Below are 17,963 nucleotides of genomic sequence, written 5' to 3'. Positions count from 1 at the left end.
GCTTTTGTGCGCAGCGCAACGTCGCCGGAACGGTTCGCCTTAACGGCACGCTGCCGCATCGCTCCACGCGACGGTGGAGGACAAGCGGCTTTTGCCGTGCAACCCGCCTTGTTCACATGACCGCACACCTTATCGATGATGCCATGGTCCGCAGACATTTTTGCAAATTATGCCGTATGACTGCTGATTTGAATGGTAGCAGAAGCATAAAGGCACTTCCGCGCGAGAGAACACGTGGCGAAGAGCCTCTCCGTCTCACGACTTCTGCAGTCACTGCAAAGATTTATCGATCGCATCAGAGGTGAAGCTATTTCGGGAAGTGGACGCGCTGTCGGAGGGGTGGGCTGCGATACCTTGAACTCCTTCTTGTCCTGCCTTGCTGACCTGCGAGTAAAGGCCCGTCGTGTGGAGCGTCGGAGGTCGCAAGCGCCGGAAATTGCACGAAAGGTACGAATACCCCGGTTAGGCCGGCGCTGGTTCCCCGTCCTACGGCTGCACCGGAGCCGTTCAGCCAGCGGCGTGCCGCAGCGAATCGATGAGCGAGTCGAATGGAGCTGGATCATGAAGGGCGCGAGAAACGATCAGTGCACCTTCGTAGGCGGTGATCGCCGCAGTGGCCCACCGGTGGGCGTCCGCCTCACTGGCACCGCGTTCGACCAGCAGTCCAGCGAGCAGGGCGATCGACGAGGCCATTGCCTGTCCCGCCGACGCCAACAGTTCTGGCGATGCCTGAGCACTCTCGAGAATGACCGCCCCGATCGGACATCCCTCCCGGTAGTCGGTAGCAACTGTGTAGTCCCGGGCGCCTTTCAGATAGGCGACGAGTAGGTCTTGCGGGGTCGGGCAGGTCACGGCCAGCCGCGCCAGTCGAGCCTGCGCAGAGCGGTTGTGCGCAGCCACGACCTCGCCTGCGAACTCGTCTTTGCCGCCCGGGAAGTGGAAGTAGACGGACCCCCTTGGCGCGCCACTTTCAGCGAGTACATCTGAAAACGCTGTGCCCACATATCCGCGGACGCTGTACAGTCGGCGACCCGCCTTAATCATCTGTTCACGGCTGTCTGTTTGGCGCGGCATGACATTGAATGCTCTAAAAAAGGTATGCGTGTAGACATATTTTTCAATTATACGCGGAACCCCCTTGCCCGACAAAACCCTCAACGGCGGCGCGAACACCCGACTTAAAGGCAACCGAAGGGGACTGGCGCAAGGGACCTGAAACATCAGGGGTCATGGCAGCGTACGAGGCGCACCCCGTGACATCCGTCGCAAAGCAGGTGATCCACGCCGCTCCCCATCGGCACGGTGCCGCACGACGACCTCACGTTGTTTTGAGGAGCAGTCCCGGACTGGCAACGCTATCCAACTACCGAGTCAGCTACGTCCTGAACCTGTCAGAAGGCTCCTAAAGACCCGCGTCGGGTTGTGCGGGGCGGCACGGCGCGCTGGGCACATTTAGCCCCGTCGCTCTTGACCGTCGAGCGACTCGCAATCTCAGGCCTGCCTCTAGTCTGGAACTCTGATTGCGATCGCGTAAAAACAGGCGGCTCAGAGCCAGGGCGTCTTGACACGGGAAAAACTGCATGAAATAGTATGCATGCAAGCATACATATCTAGATGATTCGCGAAGCCGCATGTGTCGCTCTGCGCCGAGAAGCGCGAGAAGCTGGCCGCGCGCATTGTGAATGCATTTCCGCATCAGTCAATGCTGTGTTCGGCTGATCAGCGCAGCTCACTGCTTGCTGGGATGCGGGCGTGTGACCCGCATGACGTCATTTTCGACTAGACAGCAACATTGCCCCCACCAGGACAGGTAGATAAATACCGTGACTCGCCCCGATCAATCGACACACGACTCGTCTCCAATTTGGATCCCTCAATCAGCCGATCTCGAAGCGGCCAATATCGAGCAGTTCCGCTGTTGGTTGGGCGAGAGATATGGCCTGCACCTCGCGGACTATCGTGCCCTGCACGACTGGTCGGTGAACTGCCTTGAGCTGTTCTGGTCTTCCCTTTGGGAGTATTTCGACGTCCGAGCGACTGATCGCGGTGATCAGGTACTCGGAGAATCGCGCATGCCGGGCGCCCGCTGGTTCCCCGGTACTCGCCTCAACTACGTTGACCAGGTACTGCGGCACGAAAAGCTGCCCGGGCTGGCGCTGATTGACGAGTCGGAGCCTGGGGGGCAGACGGCGGGGTCCCTATCCTGGGCTGAACTACGACGCCAGGTTGCCGCCGTCGCGCACACGTTGCGCGGGCTCGGCGTTCAAAAGGGTGACCGGATTGTCGGATACTTGCCAGATGTTCCTCAGGCGATTGTCAGCTTCCTCGCGACGGCAAGCATCGGTGCCGTTTGGTCGGTATGCGGCCAGGAATACTCTGCACAAGCCGCGCTTGCGCGCTTCGAACAGCTTGAACCCGCCGTGCTGGTTGCAACGGACGGCTACTACTACGCGGGTCGCTCCCACGGTCGCCTTGACGTGGTCGAACAATTGCGGAGGAACCTGCCCACACTGCGGGGGACAATTATGGTCCCCCGCGTGGGACGAGACGTCGGGACCTCATCCGACCTCATCCCGTGGGCCGAGGCGAGCGCGGGCGAACGCACTCTGGCGCCTATCCCCGTCGACTTCGACCACCCGCTGTGGGTACTTTTCTCCTCGGGGACAACTGGCAAGCCCAAAGGGATCCTGCATGGTCACGGCGGCGTTCTGCTCGAACACCTGAAGCAGATCACATTTCACAGTAACCTGCGGGCGCTGGACACGTACCTTGGCTTCACCTCGCCGAGCTGGATGATGTGGAACTACCAGATCGCCGCCCTGCTAGTCGGGGCCCGCGTCGTCTGCTACGACGGCAGCCCCGGGCATCCGCATCCTGACTCACTGTGGGCTCTCGCGTCGCGCCACCGGGCCACGGTCCTGCAGACCAGCCCCAGTTATCTGCAGGCCAGCGAAGCAGCCGGTGTACGGCCGGCCGCCGAACACGACCTCTCGAGCCTGCGGAGTCTTAGCGTGACGGGATCTGTACTGGCGCCGAGTACGGCCCGCTGGGCCGCGCGGGAACTCGGCCCGCGAGTGATCATCGCATCCTCGAGCGGCGGCACCGATGTGGTCAGCGGATTCATCGGCGCAGTCCCCACCTTGCCAGTTTGGGCAGAAGAGCTGACCGCGCCCTGCCTCGGCGTCGCCCTCGACTCGTTCGACCCCGAAGGTCGCAGCGTCCGCGGACAAGTGGGCGAACTCGTTGTCACCAAGCCGTTGCCATCAATGCCGATCGCGTTCTGGGGCGACCCCGACGGCTCGCGGTTACGCGCCAGCTACTTTGAGACCTTCCCCGGCGCGTGGCGACACGGGGACTGGATCACCATTACCGAACGGGGCTCGGTAATCATGCACGGTCGCTCCGACGCCACACTCAACCGCAATGGGGTGCGCATGGGCAGTGCGGATATCTATCAAGTTGTCGAGCGCCTGCCAGAGGTCGCTGAGTCGCTTGTGGTCGGCGTGGAGCAGCCGGACGGCGGGTACTGGATGCCGCTGTTCGTAACCCTCACAGAGGGAACGGAGATGTCCACACACTTGTTACACCGGATCACGGCAGCGATCCGCGAAGGCGTGTCGCCACGCCATGTGCCAGACGAGGTTGTCGCGGTCCCCGGCATTCCGCATACGCTTACCGGAAAGAAACTCGAAGTACCGATCAAGCGCATCCTGCAGGGCGCCTCGCCCGAGTCGGTCCTCGATACGCAGTCGGTGGATAACCCCAGTCTTCTCGACGTGTTCGCCGGCATTGCCCGAGGCCGGAACGGTACAGTATGAGCAGTACCAATTTTGCTCGCGAACTCGGCCATGATTCCGCGGTCCGTAGGACTACAAATTTTGTTGAATGAATATCTAATGGAGACAGAGATGCTTACAGTGATAGCTAAAATCAAAGTGAAATCCGGGTTGGAAGCCAAATTTGAAGATCTCGCAAAACAATTGGTGCATGCCTCCCGACAAGAGGAGGGATGCCTGGAATATGGATTGTGGCGGACCGATGTCGTTGGCGACTACACGTTTATCGAGCGCTACAAGGATCCTGCTGCGGTGAACGCACATCGGAATTCCGAGCATTTCCGCCAGATCGGCCGCGAAATGGGGGCGTATATTGAAGGCTCGCCTTCGATCCTTAGACTGACCGCTGTTTGAGCCTGTGGCAGTGCGATATCCATTGTCAGCGATTTTTGGCACGGGGGGATTTGCAAAGCGCCGCTACCAATCCGCACAGGCGTGGTGACGTCGACATTGCTCTTGGCCATCGCAATCAGACAGCCGGGGATACCCTTCTGCGACTCAGTCGAATCAGAATTTTCCTGATGTTCATTTTGGAAAGTCGGCAACGCATTGCGGATATATTGTATTCCTATTGTAAATATGCTTCTCACTATCCACTGAGTACGGAGACACAGAGTGAGTTCAGTCAACCTCACCATCGATGGCGCAGTTGGCGTCGTATCGATGGCAAAGCCCCCCAATAACCTGATTGATGACGTATTCATTGGCGACCTCGTCGAGGCATACCGTCGCGCGGTCGAAACGAGCTGCCGGGCGATCCTGCTGCGAAGTGAGATGCGGCACTTCTGCGCTGGCGCGGACGTGCTAGCCTTCGAAGAAGGTTCCGCCTCAATCCAGCACAGTGAACCGGCCCTGAACGAATTCCTGGATGTAATGGAGAACACCCCGGTGCCGACCGTCGCCGCAGTGCATGGCGCCGCACTGGGTGGCGGACTCGAGCTTGCACTGACGTGTGACATGGTCATCGCGGCAGATACCGCCTTTCTGGGTCAGCCGGAATCCGCTGCCGGCGTTGTTCCGCTGCTCGGTGGTACGCAGCGGTTGGTACAACGCGCGGGCGTCGTCCGCGCCAAGGAAATTGCGATGGTTGGCCGTCGCTTCCGGCCAGAGATGTTCGAACGGTGGGGCATCATCAACCTGGTAGTGCCGGAGGCCGAACTGGCACAGGCCGCGATGTCTCTGGCACGTCAACTGGCGGCTGGCCCGACCTTGGTCCTCCAAGGTATCAAGCGACAGGCCAATGCGGCCGCGCGAGAAGGTATCGCGGCTGCCGACAAAATCCAGGTTGAGATCAACCGGGACACCTGGGGTGCGAAGGATCGGAAACGCGGCATTGAAGCGTTTCTGACGACCGGCCCGGGTACGGGAATTTTCGAAGGAGACTGAGTATGTCAGCACCTCTCGAAGGTCTCCGGGTAGTCGACTTTACCCGAGTATTGGCCGGTCCGCTTTGCACGAAGACGCTTCTCGATCTAGGTGCCCATGTCACCAAGATCGAACCGCCGTCCGGCGATGTAGGGCGGGCGGGCTTCCCCTTGATGGGCGACATGTCGGTCTATTACATCCAGCAAAACGCGGGTAAGCGCAATTTGAGCATTGACCTCAACTACGAAGAAGCGCGCGAGATCGTGAAGAAGATGTGCGACGCCGCGGATATCATTGTGGAGAACTTTCGGCCCGGTACGCTGAGCCGCTTCGGGCTTGCATACGAGCAGGTACGCGAGCGCAATCCGCGCGTCATCTACGCGTCCCTAAGCGGATATGGGCAGAGTACCTCGTGGCGCAATCGCCCTGCGTTCGCGCCCACCGTTCAGGCAGAAACGGGTCTGACCGATATCGTTGAGCAGCACTTCGGTGATGCGCTGACAGAACCTCGGAACGACGCATGCAGTCACGCTGACGTGTACACAGGAATGCAAGGCGTGATTGGCATTCTTGCGGCGCTTCAGCATCGTAATCGGACGGGGGAGGGTCAGCACGTGGACGTGGCGATGGCGGCAACGATGCTGGCTGCCAATGAGCGGCTTGGTGCGCAACTCTGTGGTGTCGATACGGAGGGCGAGCCGATCATTCTCTCGGCTACAGATTCGCATATTTTCACGTTACCCAGCGGGGAGCGAATCACAATTTCTGCCAGTCCGGTGTTTACGCCGATGTTTGTCCGGTATTGCGCGATGATGCGTCGTAATGACATCAGGAAGGATCCTCGTTACGCGACGGCCGTACTGCGTCGTCAGAACCTGAAATCGTTGTTGGCGGAAGTTCAGGCGTGGTTAGCCACCTTTGACGACCTTGACAGCCTTCAAACACAGGTCAGCGAAGTCGGTCTCGCAATTGGTGTAATCCGTAGTGCAAGTGAATTCGCGGAGATGGAATGGGCATCCGAATGGGGCGCACTAGTCAACGTTGATGATCGCGCGGGCGGAACGCTGCGTATGCCTGGCGCGCCTTGGCACTTCAGTTCGTCCATCCTTCCCGAGCCTGGAATACCTGGCTTCCAGGGCGAGCACAACGAATCGATTCTGCAAGAGGAAGGAATCGACGAACGCACGATTGCTGATCTAAAAGCGCGACGAATTCTACTCCGCAGACGCAATCCATTTGGAGCGCCTGACTGAATCGGTGAACGATTCTGCAACACAGTAGCAGGAGGTGTGGAAGGGAAAATTGAACACACATTCCTGATGTCATGGCTCGAAGCTGGGTGCGGCGCATCCTGAGCGCATGCGGGCGGTTGTGCTCCACCGCACCTCAGCCGCTATTGGCCTAGCCGGTCGCAGCCCATCGAAAACTAAATTAGTTGCGATGTCTGGAATGGCGCTACTGGCGTGTCAGGCGGTTTTGTTAAGGGTTGAAAATGCGTTCCCGTGAGGCAGATGTCGCAGCGCGTCTTGGTAAGCTTCGCACGCGAATGGCGGGAGCAGTCAATTACAAAAACATGATATGGGGTAGGCAGCGGTGACAGTCAGGCAAAAGCTTCGGGTACTAATGGCCGTAACGATTATCGCGATCTCCAGTGGCATCATCGCGACGTTTCTCGGATTCAGCGCAGTCCACCACGCTGCACGCGACGTACAAAGACGTGCCGTCCAACTGCGTGGCATGACGGAAATAAAGGCCAGCCTCCTCGCGACGCTGGAACTCGATCCGGCTGCTACCGATACTCAATCAGTATTCAAAGACTCGGAGCACGACGTCAGTAAGTGGTCGACTATCATCAGTCCACTCTTTGCAACCCCAGTGCTCCTGAGTCACTTCAATCAGGTGATCGCCGGATGGACCGCATACGATCAACAATCGCGGCAAATCATTATGCTGGCCGCTACCGATCCGAAGACGGCCAACGACGAGGTTACTGCGCTTTATCACGCGCAATTTTTGCCACTACAGGCTTCAATCCAGTCACTGATCGACGATCTGAACACGCTCGGCGTGGGGAGCAACGCACAGGCAGAAAGCACCAGTCAACGATCTGTCGGCATCGTGATAGCGCTTCTGGCAGCCGTGCTTCTGATTGTGCTGGGTGCGATAGCCATGCTGTCTCGCTCGATTCAGCAGGCGCTCGGCGGCGAACCCGACTATGCCGCGCATCTATGCAAGCAGATGGCGTGCGGCGACCTCACTATTGTCGTTGATTCGAAAAATAATCAGGATAATTTACTTTCCGCGATGCGCGAAATGAAGCAGCAATTGACCACAATCGTCCTACGTATCAAGCAATCGGCGGATTCGATTGCCACAGGTGCGTGCGAGATTGCGGCGGGCAACACCGATCTGTCACAGCGTACCGAAGAGCAGGCAGCCTCGTTGGAGGAAACCGCGTCCAGCATGGAGCAGCTTGCGAGCACTGTTCGCCACAACGCGGAAAACGCACGGCAGGCGGCTTTGCTAGCCGATAGCGCATCGGGTGTCGCTCAACGCGGTGGTGCAGCGGTTAGCCGCGTTACCGAGACCATGCGGGGTATTTCGGAAAGCTCGTTCAAGGTTTCGGAAATCATCGGCGTGATCGAAGGTATTGCGTTCCAAACCAATATCCTCGCCCTCAATGCAGCTGTCGAAGCTGCACGTGCTGGCGATCAAGGCCGCGGATTTGCGGTGGTCGCAGCGGAGGTGCGCTCCCTGGCGCAACGTAGCGCCAGCGCGGCGAAGGAAATCAAGATGCTGATTGACGAGTCTGTGTCGCGGGTAGATGCCGGCTCGCAACTGGTTGTCGATGCGGGCAGCACGATCGACGAGATCGTGAACGCGGTGATGCGTGTCACGGGCATCGTGAAGGACATTGCGGCGGCGTCGGAAGAGCAAAGCATGGGAATCGAACAGATCAATCGCGCTGTGAGTCAGATGGATGAAGTCACGCAGCAGAACGCCGCGCTGGTCGAGCAGGCCTCAGCTGCGGCACAGTCAATGAGTCAGCAGGCGCAGTCGTTGCGTGAGGCGGTAGCGGTGTTTCGGGTACTTGACGTAGCCGTGTCGTGATCGTGTGGCGCGTAGGTACGAAGCGGTGCCTGCAGCACTTCGTCGCGTTCTGCAGCGCCAAGGCGTTCGCGTCGCTGGTGCCGGCAGGCCTCTGTTCTGCCCACTGGCGGCTTGACGAGCGCTACGCGGAATCGATCGGGCATCTGCCGCTTTCGAGTGTCTTTCAAATTTCCGCGACATTTACCACAACGACTGTGGGTTCCGACCTATAGCGATCTGCCTCGACCGCAAGTCGGCAAGGTTTTTGCGCGGTCTCCATGTTTGAGCATAGGCGGGTTTCCGTGCCGTTCAATTTCGCCCTGCTCCTGGTTACGGTCGCGCTGACCGGGCTTAAAGGAAACTGCTCGGACCCGACGACCCAGACGCAGTTGCCCGTGCCCGTTGCGCTGATCGGTTGGCCGCTTGGCTTCCGCTGCTTCAAGAAAATCAGCGAAGCCAGCTTCCGCCGTTTCGTCATGTTCGTGCTCTTCTGAGTGTGCATGCGAATCTCGGATAAGTTACTTCTCTGATATTGCGCTGAATCGGCAAAGCGCAAGGACCCGATGTTCAGCCGGGTCCTCAGACACTAGAACACGTGGCGCATCCCGACGTTGACGCCGGTGGTCGAACCTGACCCTTCATACAAAGCGCCGTTGAGAGCAAGCCCCGTATTCATCTTGCCGTGGTTCTTGACAAACGCGACCTGACTGTAGAGCGAGGTCGCCTTGGACAAGGAATAGGTCGCGCCGGCGCCGACGAGGATTGAATGGTTGGCGGTATCGTTGCCGTCGCTGGTGTACCAGGCGCCGGCATTGGCGAGCAATGCGGGTGTGATCTGGTAGCCAAAACCGCCGCCATACACGCGGTTGTCGAACGATCCGGCGACCTTAAAGTTGATGAACACAGCCTTGAGCATGAGCGACTCAAACGTATAACCGGCGCCAATCGTGCGGCCCGAGAAGGTGACAGTGGTTGGAACGGGCGTAGACGCAGCCGTGCCGCCTGCATTACTGCTATAGAGCGCCGCATCGATCACCAGTCCGTCGAATTCATACTTCAGACGCGCGCTGTACTGCCAACCCGCCCGGAAATCGCCGGCCTGGCCGCCAAGAGCCATCATTGCGCTCCCTTGAAACCCAGCGATAACCGGACTTGTGTATGAAATGGCATTCGGGTTGAACAGTCCGGTAGCCAGCACATTACCGACATAGATGACACCGGCGCTGCCAAAGTATGACGCGTTGCGCGGATCGGTGCTGATGAGAGAAAGGACGAATGGCGAATATTGCAGGCCGGCCCGCACCGTGCCAAACCCGCCATTCAGGGCGACCCACGTCTGTCGGCCGAAGAAGTTTCCGTTGGAGTTGCCAAACCCACCGTTGGCCATGTCGATGCCACTTTCCAGATCGAATATCGCGCTGAGGCCTCCGCCCAAATCTTCCGTGCCCCGCAGACCGAAGTTCGATCCTGACAAGCCGCTGTCCATCAACGAAAACCGATGACCGATGTTTGTGCCGCCCGCGTTCACGGCTCTGCTCGTGTAAAGCAGCCCAGCGTCGAGCACGCCGTATAGGGTGACGCTACTCTGCGCGTGCACGGACCCGGCCGCCAGAATGGCGGCCACGACTGCGACGAGTTTGATTGCTGGGTTTTTACGTCTGCTCATGCCACATCTCCTAAACCTATTTTAATTAAATGTATTTAGTATTACTAGTTAATGTATGTATCTTATTGCCCGACCTCTTGATTGCCCTCCCTGCATTCTGATTCATTAATTTCAGGACGCAAGAGTCGCCGCGGCGACAGAGTGTATCGCTGCGTCCTTCGAGTAATATGTCCGGGGTCTGCCCGGTCTTCAGGCGCTCAACCCGTCACGCGATTCAGCCAGGCAATCAGGTTCGAGATGACTTCGTCCCGGTTCGTCTCGTTGAGCACTTCGTGGCGGGCGCCGCCGTAGACGTGCGTCGATAGATCGCGAAACCCTGCGAGACGCAACCGCTCCACAAGTGGATCGAACCAGGCGAGATAGCGATTCACTGAGTCCTGATCTCCAGTGAAGAGATAAAGGGGCAGCTCCTTCCGGACCTTGTCGAACTGAGCCATGTCCGAGGTACGCCGACCATGATCGAAGATGGAGAGCAACGATACTTCGGTGAGCGCGAAACCGGACAGCGTATCTGCGACGTACGCAGCAGGCACCGCTGGATCACGGCTCAGCCAATCAACCACGGTGAGTGGCTCCGCAATCGCGGCATTGGCTGCCTCCAACGTCCAGCCGGAATGGCGCGGATCGAGGAGTTCCAGCGCAGTCGTTCCTGAAAGCGCGATGGCATCGACCAGTTCCGCGTAATCGAGCAGAAAGATCTGGGCGGCAAAAGAGCCCATACTGTGCGCGAGCATCAGGAGTGGCAAGGATGAGTGGCGTTCGCGCAGATGCCTGCTCACCGTGACCATGTCGTCGACAAGCGCATTAAACCCTTTAGCGCCGAAGTCGCCGAGCGTACCGTTGTCCAGCGCGGACTGCCCATGGCCCCGGTGTTCGCTCGCATATACGAGATATCCCGCCTGCACCAGTGCCTGCGCCACGTGGCGATATCGGCGCGAATGCTCGGCCATGCCATGCACGATCTGCACGATCCCACGGACCGGTTTCTCGCCGATCCATTGGAATGCTTCAATGCGATGGCCATCCGGGGCTTCGATGGTCAATCCGTTTTCAGTGACGGTCATCGTGTCTCCTGCACGTGTTTTAGTCGAGAAAGAAGACTGTGATGCACGCGTCGCACAATTCACGTCGGCGCAACGGCAACTTTCTCGCGCTTCTCGGCGAGAGCGATGCATGCGTCTTCTCGAATCACCTTGGTATATATGCTTGCATGCATACTATTTCATGCAGTTTTTCCGGTGTCAAGACGCCCTGGCCTTCAGCCGCCTGTTTTTGTGCGATCAAATCGGTGTTCCCGTACTGCCGGTTATCCGAGTCCCTCGACGGTCAAGAACGACGGCGGCTAGTGTGCCCAGCGCGCCGTGTCGCCCCGCACAACCCGACGCGGGTCTTTCGGAGCCCTCCGACAGGTTCAGGACGTAGCTGAATCGGTGGTTGGATAGCGTTGCCAGTCCGGGACTGGTCCTCGAAAACGTGAGCTCGTCGTTGGGCACTGTGCCGATTGGCCGCGACGTGGATCGCCTGCTTTGCGACGGATGTCACGGGGTGCACCTCGTACGCTTCCGGGGACTCCTGCCTCCACAGGACGGGGCTGTACTGGCAAGTCAGCAAGGCAGGACAAGAAGAAGGTCAAGCCTCTGATTCATACGTGTTTTTTCGACAGGGCCGCCAACCGTAAATTGGTTCGTAGTGGAAAGCATTTGTCGTGGATACCAGGAAAACAGCCGACCTCATCAATCCGGGGGACTACGTCTCCCAACGCCGGCATAGATCAAACTAGCCAGTCGCACAACGTAAAGGGAGCATCGGCGCCTATTTCCTAGGACCGAACAAGTGGGGAGTGCAAGGTTCCTTCGATCAAGCTAGCGCCGCAAGCTCGGGGTGACATGCACACCTGGCGCCAAGAGAAGTAGGGGAGATCCAGGACCTAGCTGCGGCAAGGAGAACTGACCGACTTTCTTCGCGACAGAGCAGCTACAATGTTCGAATTGACCGAGCGGTTCTAGTCAAGCTCGTCCGATGACGACCCGCCGCACACCAATCCACACCGACCTTTGGGCTGGCGCGAGGTCAACGGCGGCTTTCAAAGGTAGAGCCGACGCTTGGGTGTCGGCCCGAACGCCAATGGGGAATGACTGGAGATGGCCGAGAGCACCAGTTCGACGAGTCCCAACAGACCGGACCTTGATATCGTCGAAGGCAGCTTGCGGGCTATTGCCGCGAATGAGTAGACTCGGCCATAAGGCGTCGTGCGCCTGCAGCGTCGCTCGGACATTTAGGCGTCCGCTCCGCCACGCAACAGGCCGTTCGATCGGCGATGGATTGCACCGACAACGGGTGGACTCCGCGGCGCGTCCTGCCGCCTCGTCGCGATCCTCGCGGGCGTAGGCGCCGACGTTGTCGCGACCTCGGTTCGTAGCAGCATCGAGTTGGCCTCAGTACGCGACAGCGTGAAAACACAAAGCGTCTCCACCAGCCGGTCGTTCTGCGATTTCAGGCTGTCGGCTGCCGCGGTGTGTTCTTCTACCAGCGTGGCATTCTCCTGCGTCGTGTGGTCCAGTTGCTCGACCGCCTGACTGACCTGCCCGATCGCAGCCGACTGCTCTCGCGACGCTTCCGCGATATGGCCGACCAGCTCCGTCACGCTCTTCACCTGTGACACGATGTCGTCGATCGCCTTGCCAGCCGAATTGACCAGCCGCGAGCCGTCGTTGATCTTGTCCAGACTCTCGGTAATCAGGATCTTGATCTCCTTGGCCGCCTGCGCGCTTCGTTGCGCCAGATTCCTCACCTCGCCTGCTACCACTGCAAAGGCGCGGCCCGACTCGCCGGCACGGGCTGCCTCGACCGCCGCGTTCAGGGCCAGGATATTGGTCTGGAAGGCGATGCCGTCGATCACGGAAATGATGTCGCCGATCTTGCCGCTCGATTGCGTGATTCCTTGTATGGTCGAGATTACTTCGCCCACCACCTTGCCGCCCGCTTCAGCCGCGCCGTAAGCCTGCGCCGCGAGATCGCTGGCCTGCCGCGCCGCGTCCGCATTGTTCTTCACGGTGGAGTTGATTTCCTCCATTGATGCTGCGGTCTCCTGGAGGCTGCTGGCCTGCATCTCCGTGCGCGCCGACAGGTCGAGCGTGCCCGATGCGATCTCCGTGGTTGCCTGCTGCATCAGATGCACAACGTTGCGCACGTCCATTACGGTGACGCGCATATTTACGCTCACCTGGTTGAGCGTACGCACGACGTCGCCTATCTCATCGCTGCGCGTACTGACGGACTCGGCGCTCAGGTCGCCTGCGGCAATCCGGTTGGCAAACCGCACTGCCTCGCGCAAGGGTTCGACGATGGCGTGCGACAAGTACCAGCCGGCCGCGGTCGTGGCGGCCAATAGGCCGCCCAACGGCCCCCAGAATGACAGCGAAGCAACCTCGCCACGGAACGCGAGCAGCCCGATCGTCACCACTGCGTTCAATGCGGCCATGGCGCCCCAGATGTGCCGCTTGAGTCCAAGCGTGCGACCCATTTCGACTGCCTTGCCAAGGACGTTCAGGCGCACAAGGCGCCCCTGACGCCATCCAAGCTTCTTCTGGCCGGAGATCAATATTTTGTAGAGCGCCTCAGTCTTTCTGATTTCTTCAGAAGATGCCTTGGCAAGCACCATCAAGGAGCCGATGTATTGGCCCTGCGAGTACAGCGGCGAAGCATTCGCGCGAGACCAGAATTGGCCTCCATCCTTGCAGGAAAACCTGACGACGGAGCGCCAGGGTTTGCCGGCACGCAGGGTGATGCCCGCGTCAATCGCAACCTGCGGCGGCATATCGCTAAGCCGCTCCGCGACCGGTATCGCCGTGAGTTCTTGCGTGGTATAGCCCATCGCCTTCTGATAGGCCGGATTGGCGTAGACGACACGTGCATGCGCGTCCGTGCATAGCACCATCAATTCGGAATCTTGCAGTTCGAACTCGTTTGTCGAACGATTATTTCCGTTGCCCATGCTGTTCCTCTCTTTTTATGGTTGTAAGTGTTCCTGGTAAATCTGTTTGGATTTGGCTAACCGGGCAGCCTCTCGAAGCCGGGGTAGCGGATGAAGTGCCTGCTAGACCTGAGCGAAGTGGAGGAAATCACATTGCAGCCGCTTTCGATCATTCACAGACACCGGGATGCACGCACGCGTGCAGCGGGCGCACCGCCGGTTCAGCGCAGCTGGTCACCGCGAGGCTTGCCCCATGCGATTGAACCCAACAGCCACTGCAGGCGCTCAATCATCGGTGCGCTCGACTTCGGCAAGAATGCGCTGATCGATGCCTCGCACGCGCGCACTGTCAGAGACTCCATGTCGTCGAGGGTATGGAAGCGCTGGTCCAGCAGGGCGACGGCAAACCCACCGTGATCGTGCTCGATAACGCGAGCATCCATCACAGCGTCGACCACGCTACGCCGGATCGCTAGTCCATTGAACACAAAACGCTCCTCTTCTATCTGCCGCCATACAGTCCCGAGCTCAATCTGATCAAGATCGTCTGGAAACATTTCAAATATCACTGGCGACGCTTCGTCATCTGGATACAAGAAACCATCGACGCTGAGCTTGCCGACCTGCTGAACGGATACCGCACGAAATTCCAAGTCAATTTTTCGTGAACTTACCGCTGCGACGAACGCCATGAGCCCAACGAGCACTGTCGTCCTGAACCCCGCCGCGCCCACGGCAAGTGCAGCGCAGAAACCGCATCGGGCGCGTGCCATACCGCCATAGCCGCCAGCACGGTGATGCAACCAAACGAAATGCCAAGGGCAATGGCAGGTCGCCCGCGTTGCGGTGAAAGACGAGGTTCAAAGGCGCAGGAATAAACGGGGCGGTCGAAATTCGAGCCGCCAGCTAAAGGTTCGCATGACCCGAACGGCGCAGGCCAATCAGAAAATATGGCGGATGCCCGCAGCGACGCCGACGGTGGAACCCGCCACCCCGAAGAGGGCGCCGTTGGTCGACAATCCGGTATTCATGCGCCCGTGGTTGTAGACGTAGCCGAGTTGGGTATAGAGCGTGGTCGCTTTGGAGAGGTTATAGGTCAAACCGCTCGCAGCCATGATCGAATGGTTGCTGGTGTCATTGCCGTCGCTCGTATACCAGACCCCCGCGTCGATATTTGTCGCGGGCGTCACCCGGTAGCTCAGGCCGCCGCCATAGATGCGGTTATCGAAGGAGCCGGCGGTTTTGAAATTGATGAATGAGGCTTTCATCGTCAAGTCCCCTATGCGGTAGCTCGCGCCGATGGTGCGGCCCGAGAAAGCAACGGTGCTGGGCACCGGCGTCGTCGCAGCCGTGCCGCCGGAGTTGCCGCTGTACAAGGCGGCGCTGACCATGAACGGGCCGAGCGTGTAGTTCAGACTGGCAGAGTATTGCCGGCCGGCCTGAAAATCGCCCGCCGCGCCGCCCAGGGCGAGCATCGCGCTGCCTTGCAGACCGGCAATCATCGGGCTCGTGTACGAAATCGAGTTCGAGTTGAATATGCCGGTGACAAAGACGTTGCTGATGTAAAGCGGAACGCCGCTGCCAAAATAGGAAACATTGCGCGGGTCGGTGGCGATCAACGATAGGGCAAACGGCGAATATTGCACGCCGGCTTTCACGGTGCCGAAGCCGCCGGTCAAGCCGATCCATGCCTGACGGCCAAAAAGGTTACCGTTCGAATCGGTGAGGGCGCCGGTGGAGAGGTCAATACCGCTTTCCAGTTCGAAAATTGCCTTCATTCCTCCACCGAGATCTTCGACGCCTTTCAAGCCGAAAACAGACGGAGCCAAGCCTCCCGTGATGAGCGAGAATTGATGGCCGGCGTTGTGTCCGTTGGCGAGATCGAGGGTTTTGCTGGTGTACAGGATTGCGCTATCGGCAATGCCAAAGAGCGTCACACTGCTTTGCGCATGTGCCGCCGTTCCGATAGTTCCAAGCAGGGTGCCGACAACAACGGCAATGCGTTTGCGGCGATACGACGAACTCATGAAAGTCTCCTCCGTTGACGTTTTTCGAGCAATACTTATCTTTTATTCGAATGCTTGATCACCCCGATATCGAGCCTGGCCGTCGGCATGCTGCGGAGCCCCGCGTCCTTGCGAGGCGTGTCGGGTACCGGTCGGGAAGGGGGGCTCGACAAGCGCTATCCCGCGCTTTGGTACTTCGCCCGCAACAGTTTTTTGTCGACCTTCCCGACGCTCGTCTTGTCGATCGCATCGACGAACACAACCCGCTCGGGTACGGCGTACTTTGAAATGACGCCGCGGATCGCATATTCCTTCAAGTGCTTTTGAATAGACTGTTCGTCAGCAACCTCGCCTGCCTTGAGCACGATTAGCGGCAGCGGACGTTCGCCCCATTTAGCGTCTTTCACGCAGATGACGGCGACTTCGGCGACAGCTGGATGCAGGAAAATAAGATCTTCCAGTTCGAGCGACGAGACCCATTCGCCGCCCGACTTGATGACATCCTTGAGTCGATCGGTGATCTGCAGGTAACCTTGGCTGTCAATGACCCCGATGTCGTTCGTGTGCAGATAACCACCGGCCCACAACCTTTCGGATGCAGCGGGATCACCGACGTACTCGCCGGTCAGCCACGGTGCTCTTGCCACGATCTCACCGCTGGTTTTGCCGTCGTGCGCGACGTCGTGCATCTGTTCATCGACAACGCGCAGCTCGACGAGCGGAACCGGTAGTCCCGTTCGCGTTCGCATGTCGAGCTCGTGGGACGTGTCATCAGGCGTGGCGCTCTTGACCTGGGCAAGCGTGAGGATGGGCCCTGTCTCCGACATGCCGTAGCCGGTGAAGACGTCGATGCCGCGCTCGAGCGCCGTCTGAGCAAGGACGCGAGGGAGCGCCGAACCGCCAACGACGATTTTCCAGCCACGCAAGTCGGCCGCGGCGGCATCCGGCGATGACAAGACCATTTGGAGGAGCGTGGGCACGCCGTGCGAGAACGTCACGCGCTCACGCACCTTCAGTTCGAGCAGCGAGTCTGGAGCATAGCGGCCGGGATAGACCTGTTTCAGGCCGAGCATGGTCGCCACATAAGGTATGCCCCACGCGTGCACATGAAACATCGGCGTCATCGGCATATAGACGTCGTCACGGTGGATACGGCCCTGCTGCGGCGCACTGGTCAGCGCCGCCGTCTCGGCCAGCGTATGCAGTACGATCTGCCGGTGACTGAAGCAGACGCCTTTAGGCATCCCAGTTGTGCCCGTCGTGTAGAACGTCGTGGCTACCGTGTTTTCATCGAAATCGGGAAAGACGAAGTCAGGCGAGGACCGCGCCAGAAGGTTTTCGTACTCGTCGACGAAGTCATCGGGCACGGCGGTCGAGCCAGCGTCATCAAGCAAAAAGAATTTATCGATGTGCTCGAGCTTGCTGCGCATTTCTGCGAGCATCGGCAGGAAATCCGCGTTGATCAGAAGTGCGCGCGCACCGGAATGGTTCAGCGTATAGGCAAGCTGCTCAGGACTCAGGCGCACGTTCGCCGTCATCAGCACCGCGCCCAACATCGGCACGGCGAAATAGCATTCGAGGTAGCGGTGGCTGTCCCAATCCATCACCGCGACTGTATCGCCGGGTCCGACGTCGAATTCCAGCAGTCCGCTGGCGAGTTGCCCGATACGGTGGCGAAAGGTCCAATAGTTATGGCGCGTCTGGTCGCGGTAGACGATTTCCTGCTCCGGGCAGGTGGCAAGCGGCGTATGGAGCAACTGCTTGATCAGCAGAGGGTAGGCATACGCTGAAGGGGTCAGCCAGACCTCTCGGCTCTCGATGGCTTTAGGCATCTCGTGTACTGTCAGGTAAAACGGTGGGGTTGCCACGCCTCGGCGAACGTTGTCGCCCGCCCCGACGCGGCGCCTGTTGATCGCGGGCGAGGGGCGTTGTCTCCGCGTGCCGCTCACCCGATAACTTCACGCGATCAGACTAGGCGTTCAGGCGAACAGATGCATCCGTTCCGTCGGGGAGGCGGAGGGGGGGGC

The 17,963-nt window shown here is 59.2% G+C and carries 13 protein-coding genes; 7 read left to right on the top strand and 6 right to left on the bottom strand.

The genetic code is table 11. From position 1 onward, the window contains the following. Nucleotides 1–507: 507 nt before the first annotated feature. Nucleotides 508–1,221, bottom strand: coding sequence for a TetR/AcrR family transcriptional regulator (locus M3I53_RS36200; protein ID WP_254320571.1), 714 nt, complete (start codon nucleotides 1,219–1,221; stop codon nucleotides 508–510). Between the two features lie 602 nt (nucleotides 1,222–1,823). Here M3I53_RS36200 and M3I53_RS36195 point away from each other — a divergent pair. The 6 genes from M3I53_RS36195 (at nucleotide 1,824) to M3I53_RS36170 (ending at nucleotide 8,785) form a co-directional block, all read left to right on the top strand. Further along, a complete protein-coding gene (locus M3I53_RS36195; protein WP_254320570.1) occupies nucleotides 1,824–3,818 on the top strand; it encodes an acetoacetate--CoA ligase in 1,995 nt (664 codons plus the stop codon). 90 nt (nucleotides 3,819–3,908) lie between these two features. Then, the gene (locus tag M3I53_RS36190) at nucleotides 3,909–4,190 is read left to right on the top strand and encodes a putative quinol monooxygenase (protein ID WP_254320569.1); all 282 of its coding nucleotides are present in this window, start codon (nucleotides 3,909–3,911) and stop codon (nucleotides 4,188–4,190) included. Nucleotides 4,191–4,451: 261 nt separating this feature from the next. Continuing rightward, entirely contained in the window at nucleotides 4,452–5,222 is a 771-nt protein-coding gene (locus M3I53_RS36185) for an enoyl-CoA hydratase/isomerase family protein (protein ID WP_254320568.1), read from the top strand. Nucleotides 5,223–5,224: 2 nt separating this feature from the next. Further along, the gene (locus M3I53_RS36180; RefSeq protein WP_254320567.1) at nucleotides 5,225–6,454 is read left to right on the top strand and encodes a CaiB/BaiF CoA-transferase family protein; all 1,230 of its coding nucleotides are present in this window, start codon (nucleotides 5,225–5,227) and stop codon (nucleotides 6,452–6,454) included. Nucleotides 6,455–6,824: 370 nt separating this feature from the next. Further along, the gene (locus M3I53_RS36175) at nucleotides 6,825–8,312 is read left to right on the top strand and encodes a methyl-accepting chemotaxis protein (protein WP_254320566.1); all 1,488 of its coding nucleotides are present in this window, start codon (nucleotides 6,825–6,827) and stop codon (nucleotides 8,310–8,312) included. Nucleotides 8,313–8,593: 281 nt separating this feature from the next. After that, nucleotides 8,594–8,785, top strand: a complete 192-nt coding sequence (locus tag M3I53_RS36170; protein WP_254320565.1) for a hypothetical protein — start codon at nucleotides 8,594–8,596, stop codon at nucleotides 8,783–8,785. A gap of 92 nt (nucleotides 8,786–8,877) precedes the next feature. On the opposite strand, the gene M3I53_RS36165 is transcribed toward M3I53_RS36170, so the two are convergent. The 3 genes from M3I53_RS36165 to M3I53_RS38355 all read right to left on the bottom strand — a co-directional run bounded on the left by M3I53_RS36165 (nucleotide 8,878) and on the right by M3I53_RS38355 (nucleotide 13,951). Next, nucleotides 8,878–9,957: a porin gene (locus tag M3I53_RS36165; protein WP_254320564.1), complete on the bottom strand. Its 1,080-nt coding sequence runs from the start codon at nucleotides 9,955–9,957 to the stop codon at nucleotides 8,878–8,880. Nucleotides 9,958–10,154: 197 nt separating this feature from the next. After that, the gene (locus tag M3I53_RS36160) at nucleotides 10,155–11,021 is read right to left on the bottom strand and encodes an alpha/beta fold hydrolase (protein ID WP_254320563.1); all 867 of its coding nucleotides are present in this window, start codon (nucleotides 11,019–11,021) and stop codon (nucleotides 10,155–10,157) included. A 1,211-nt stretch (nucleotides 11,022–12,232) separates the two neighbouring features. Continuing rightward, on the bottom strand, nucleotides 12,233–13,951 hold the full coding sequence (locus tag M3I53_RS38355) for a methyl-accepting chemotaxis protein (RefSeq protein WP_302057999.1): 1,719 nt from the start codon (nucleotides 13,949–13,951) through the stop codon (nucleotides 12,233–12,235). A 458-nt stretch (nucleotides 13,952–14,409) separates the two neighbouring features. Between M3I53_RS38355 and M3I53_RS38765 the strand changes: the two genes are divergently transcribed. Next, on the top strand, nucleotides 14,410–14,598 hold the full coding sequence (locus M3I53_RS38765) for a transposase (RefSeq protein WP_375542632.1): 189 nt from the start codon (nucleotides 14,410–14,412) through the stop codon (nucleotides 14,596–14,598). A gap of 273 nt (nucleotides 14,599–14,871) precedes the next feature. On the opposite strand, the gene M3I53_RS36140 is transcribed toward M3I53_RS38765, so the two are convergent. Continuing rightward, nucleotides 14,872–15,957 carry a porin gene (locus M3I53_RS36140; protein WP_254320561.1) on the bottom strand — a complete coding sequence of 362 codons (1,086 nt, stop codon included), beginning with the start codon at nucleotides 15,955–15,957 and terminating at the stop codon, nucleotides 14,872–14,874. A 155-nt stretch (nucleotides 15,958–16,112) separates the two neighbouring features. After that, the gene (locus M3I53_RS36135; RefSeq protein ID WP_254320560.1) at nucleotides 16,113–17,768 is read right to left on the bottom strand and encodes a fatty acid--CoA ligase; all 1,656 of its coding nucleotides are present in this window, start codon (nucleotides 17,766–17,768) and stop codon (nucleotides 16,113–16,115) included. Nucleotides 17,769–17,963 lie beyond the last annotated feature (195 nt).

This window comes from Paraburkholderia sp. CNPSo 3272, assembly GCF_024206495.1.
Lineage (GTDB): Bacteria > Pseudomonadota > Gammaproteobacteria > Burkholderiales > Burkholderiaceae > Paraburkholderia.
The sequence above is the reverse complement of the archived record's forward strand: the minus strand, read 5'-3'. Positions and strand labels throughout refer to the sequence as shown.

Bases quoted from the DNA above. Each gene is read 5' to 3' on its own strand.
- M3I53_RS36200 (WP_254320571.1), bottom strand. From the start codon at position 1,221: ATGTTTCAGGTCCCTTGCGCCAGTCCCCTTCGGTTGCCTTTAAGTCGG.
- M3I53_RS36190 (WP_254320569.1), top strand. From the start codon at position 3,909: ATGCTTACAGTGATAGCTAAAATCAAAGTGAAATCCGGGTTGGAAGCC.
- M3I53_RS36180 (WP_254320567.1), top strand. From the start codon at position 5,225: ATGTCAGCACCTCTCGAAGGTCTCCGGGTAGTCGACTTTACCCGAGTA.
- M3I53_RS36175 (WP_254320566.1), top strand. From the start codon at position 6,825: ATGGCCGTAACGATTATCGCGATCTCCAGTGGCATCATCGCGACGTTT.
- M3I53_RS36165 (WP_254320564.1), bottom strand. From the start codon at position 9,957: ATGAGCAGACGTAAAAACCCAGCAATCAAACTCGTCGCAGTCGTGGCC.
- M3I53_RS36160 (WP_254320563.1), bottom strand. From the start codon at position 11,021: ATGACCGTCACTGAAAACGGATTGACCATCGAAGCCCCGGATGGCCAT.
- M3I53_RS38355 (WP_302057999.1), bottom strand. From the start codon at position 13,951: ATGGGCAACGGAAATAATCGTTCGACAAACGAGTTCGAACTGCAAGAT.
- M3I53_RS36140 (WP_254320561.1), bottom strand. From the start codon at position 15,957: ATGAGTTCGTCGTATCGCCGCAAACGCATTGCCGTTGTTGTCGGCACC.
- M3I53_RS36135 (WP_254320560.1), bottom strand. From the start codon at position 17,768: ATGCCTAAAGCCATCGAGAGCCGAGAGGTCTGGCTGACCCCTTCAGCG.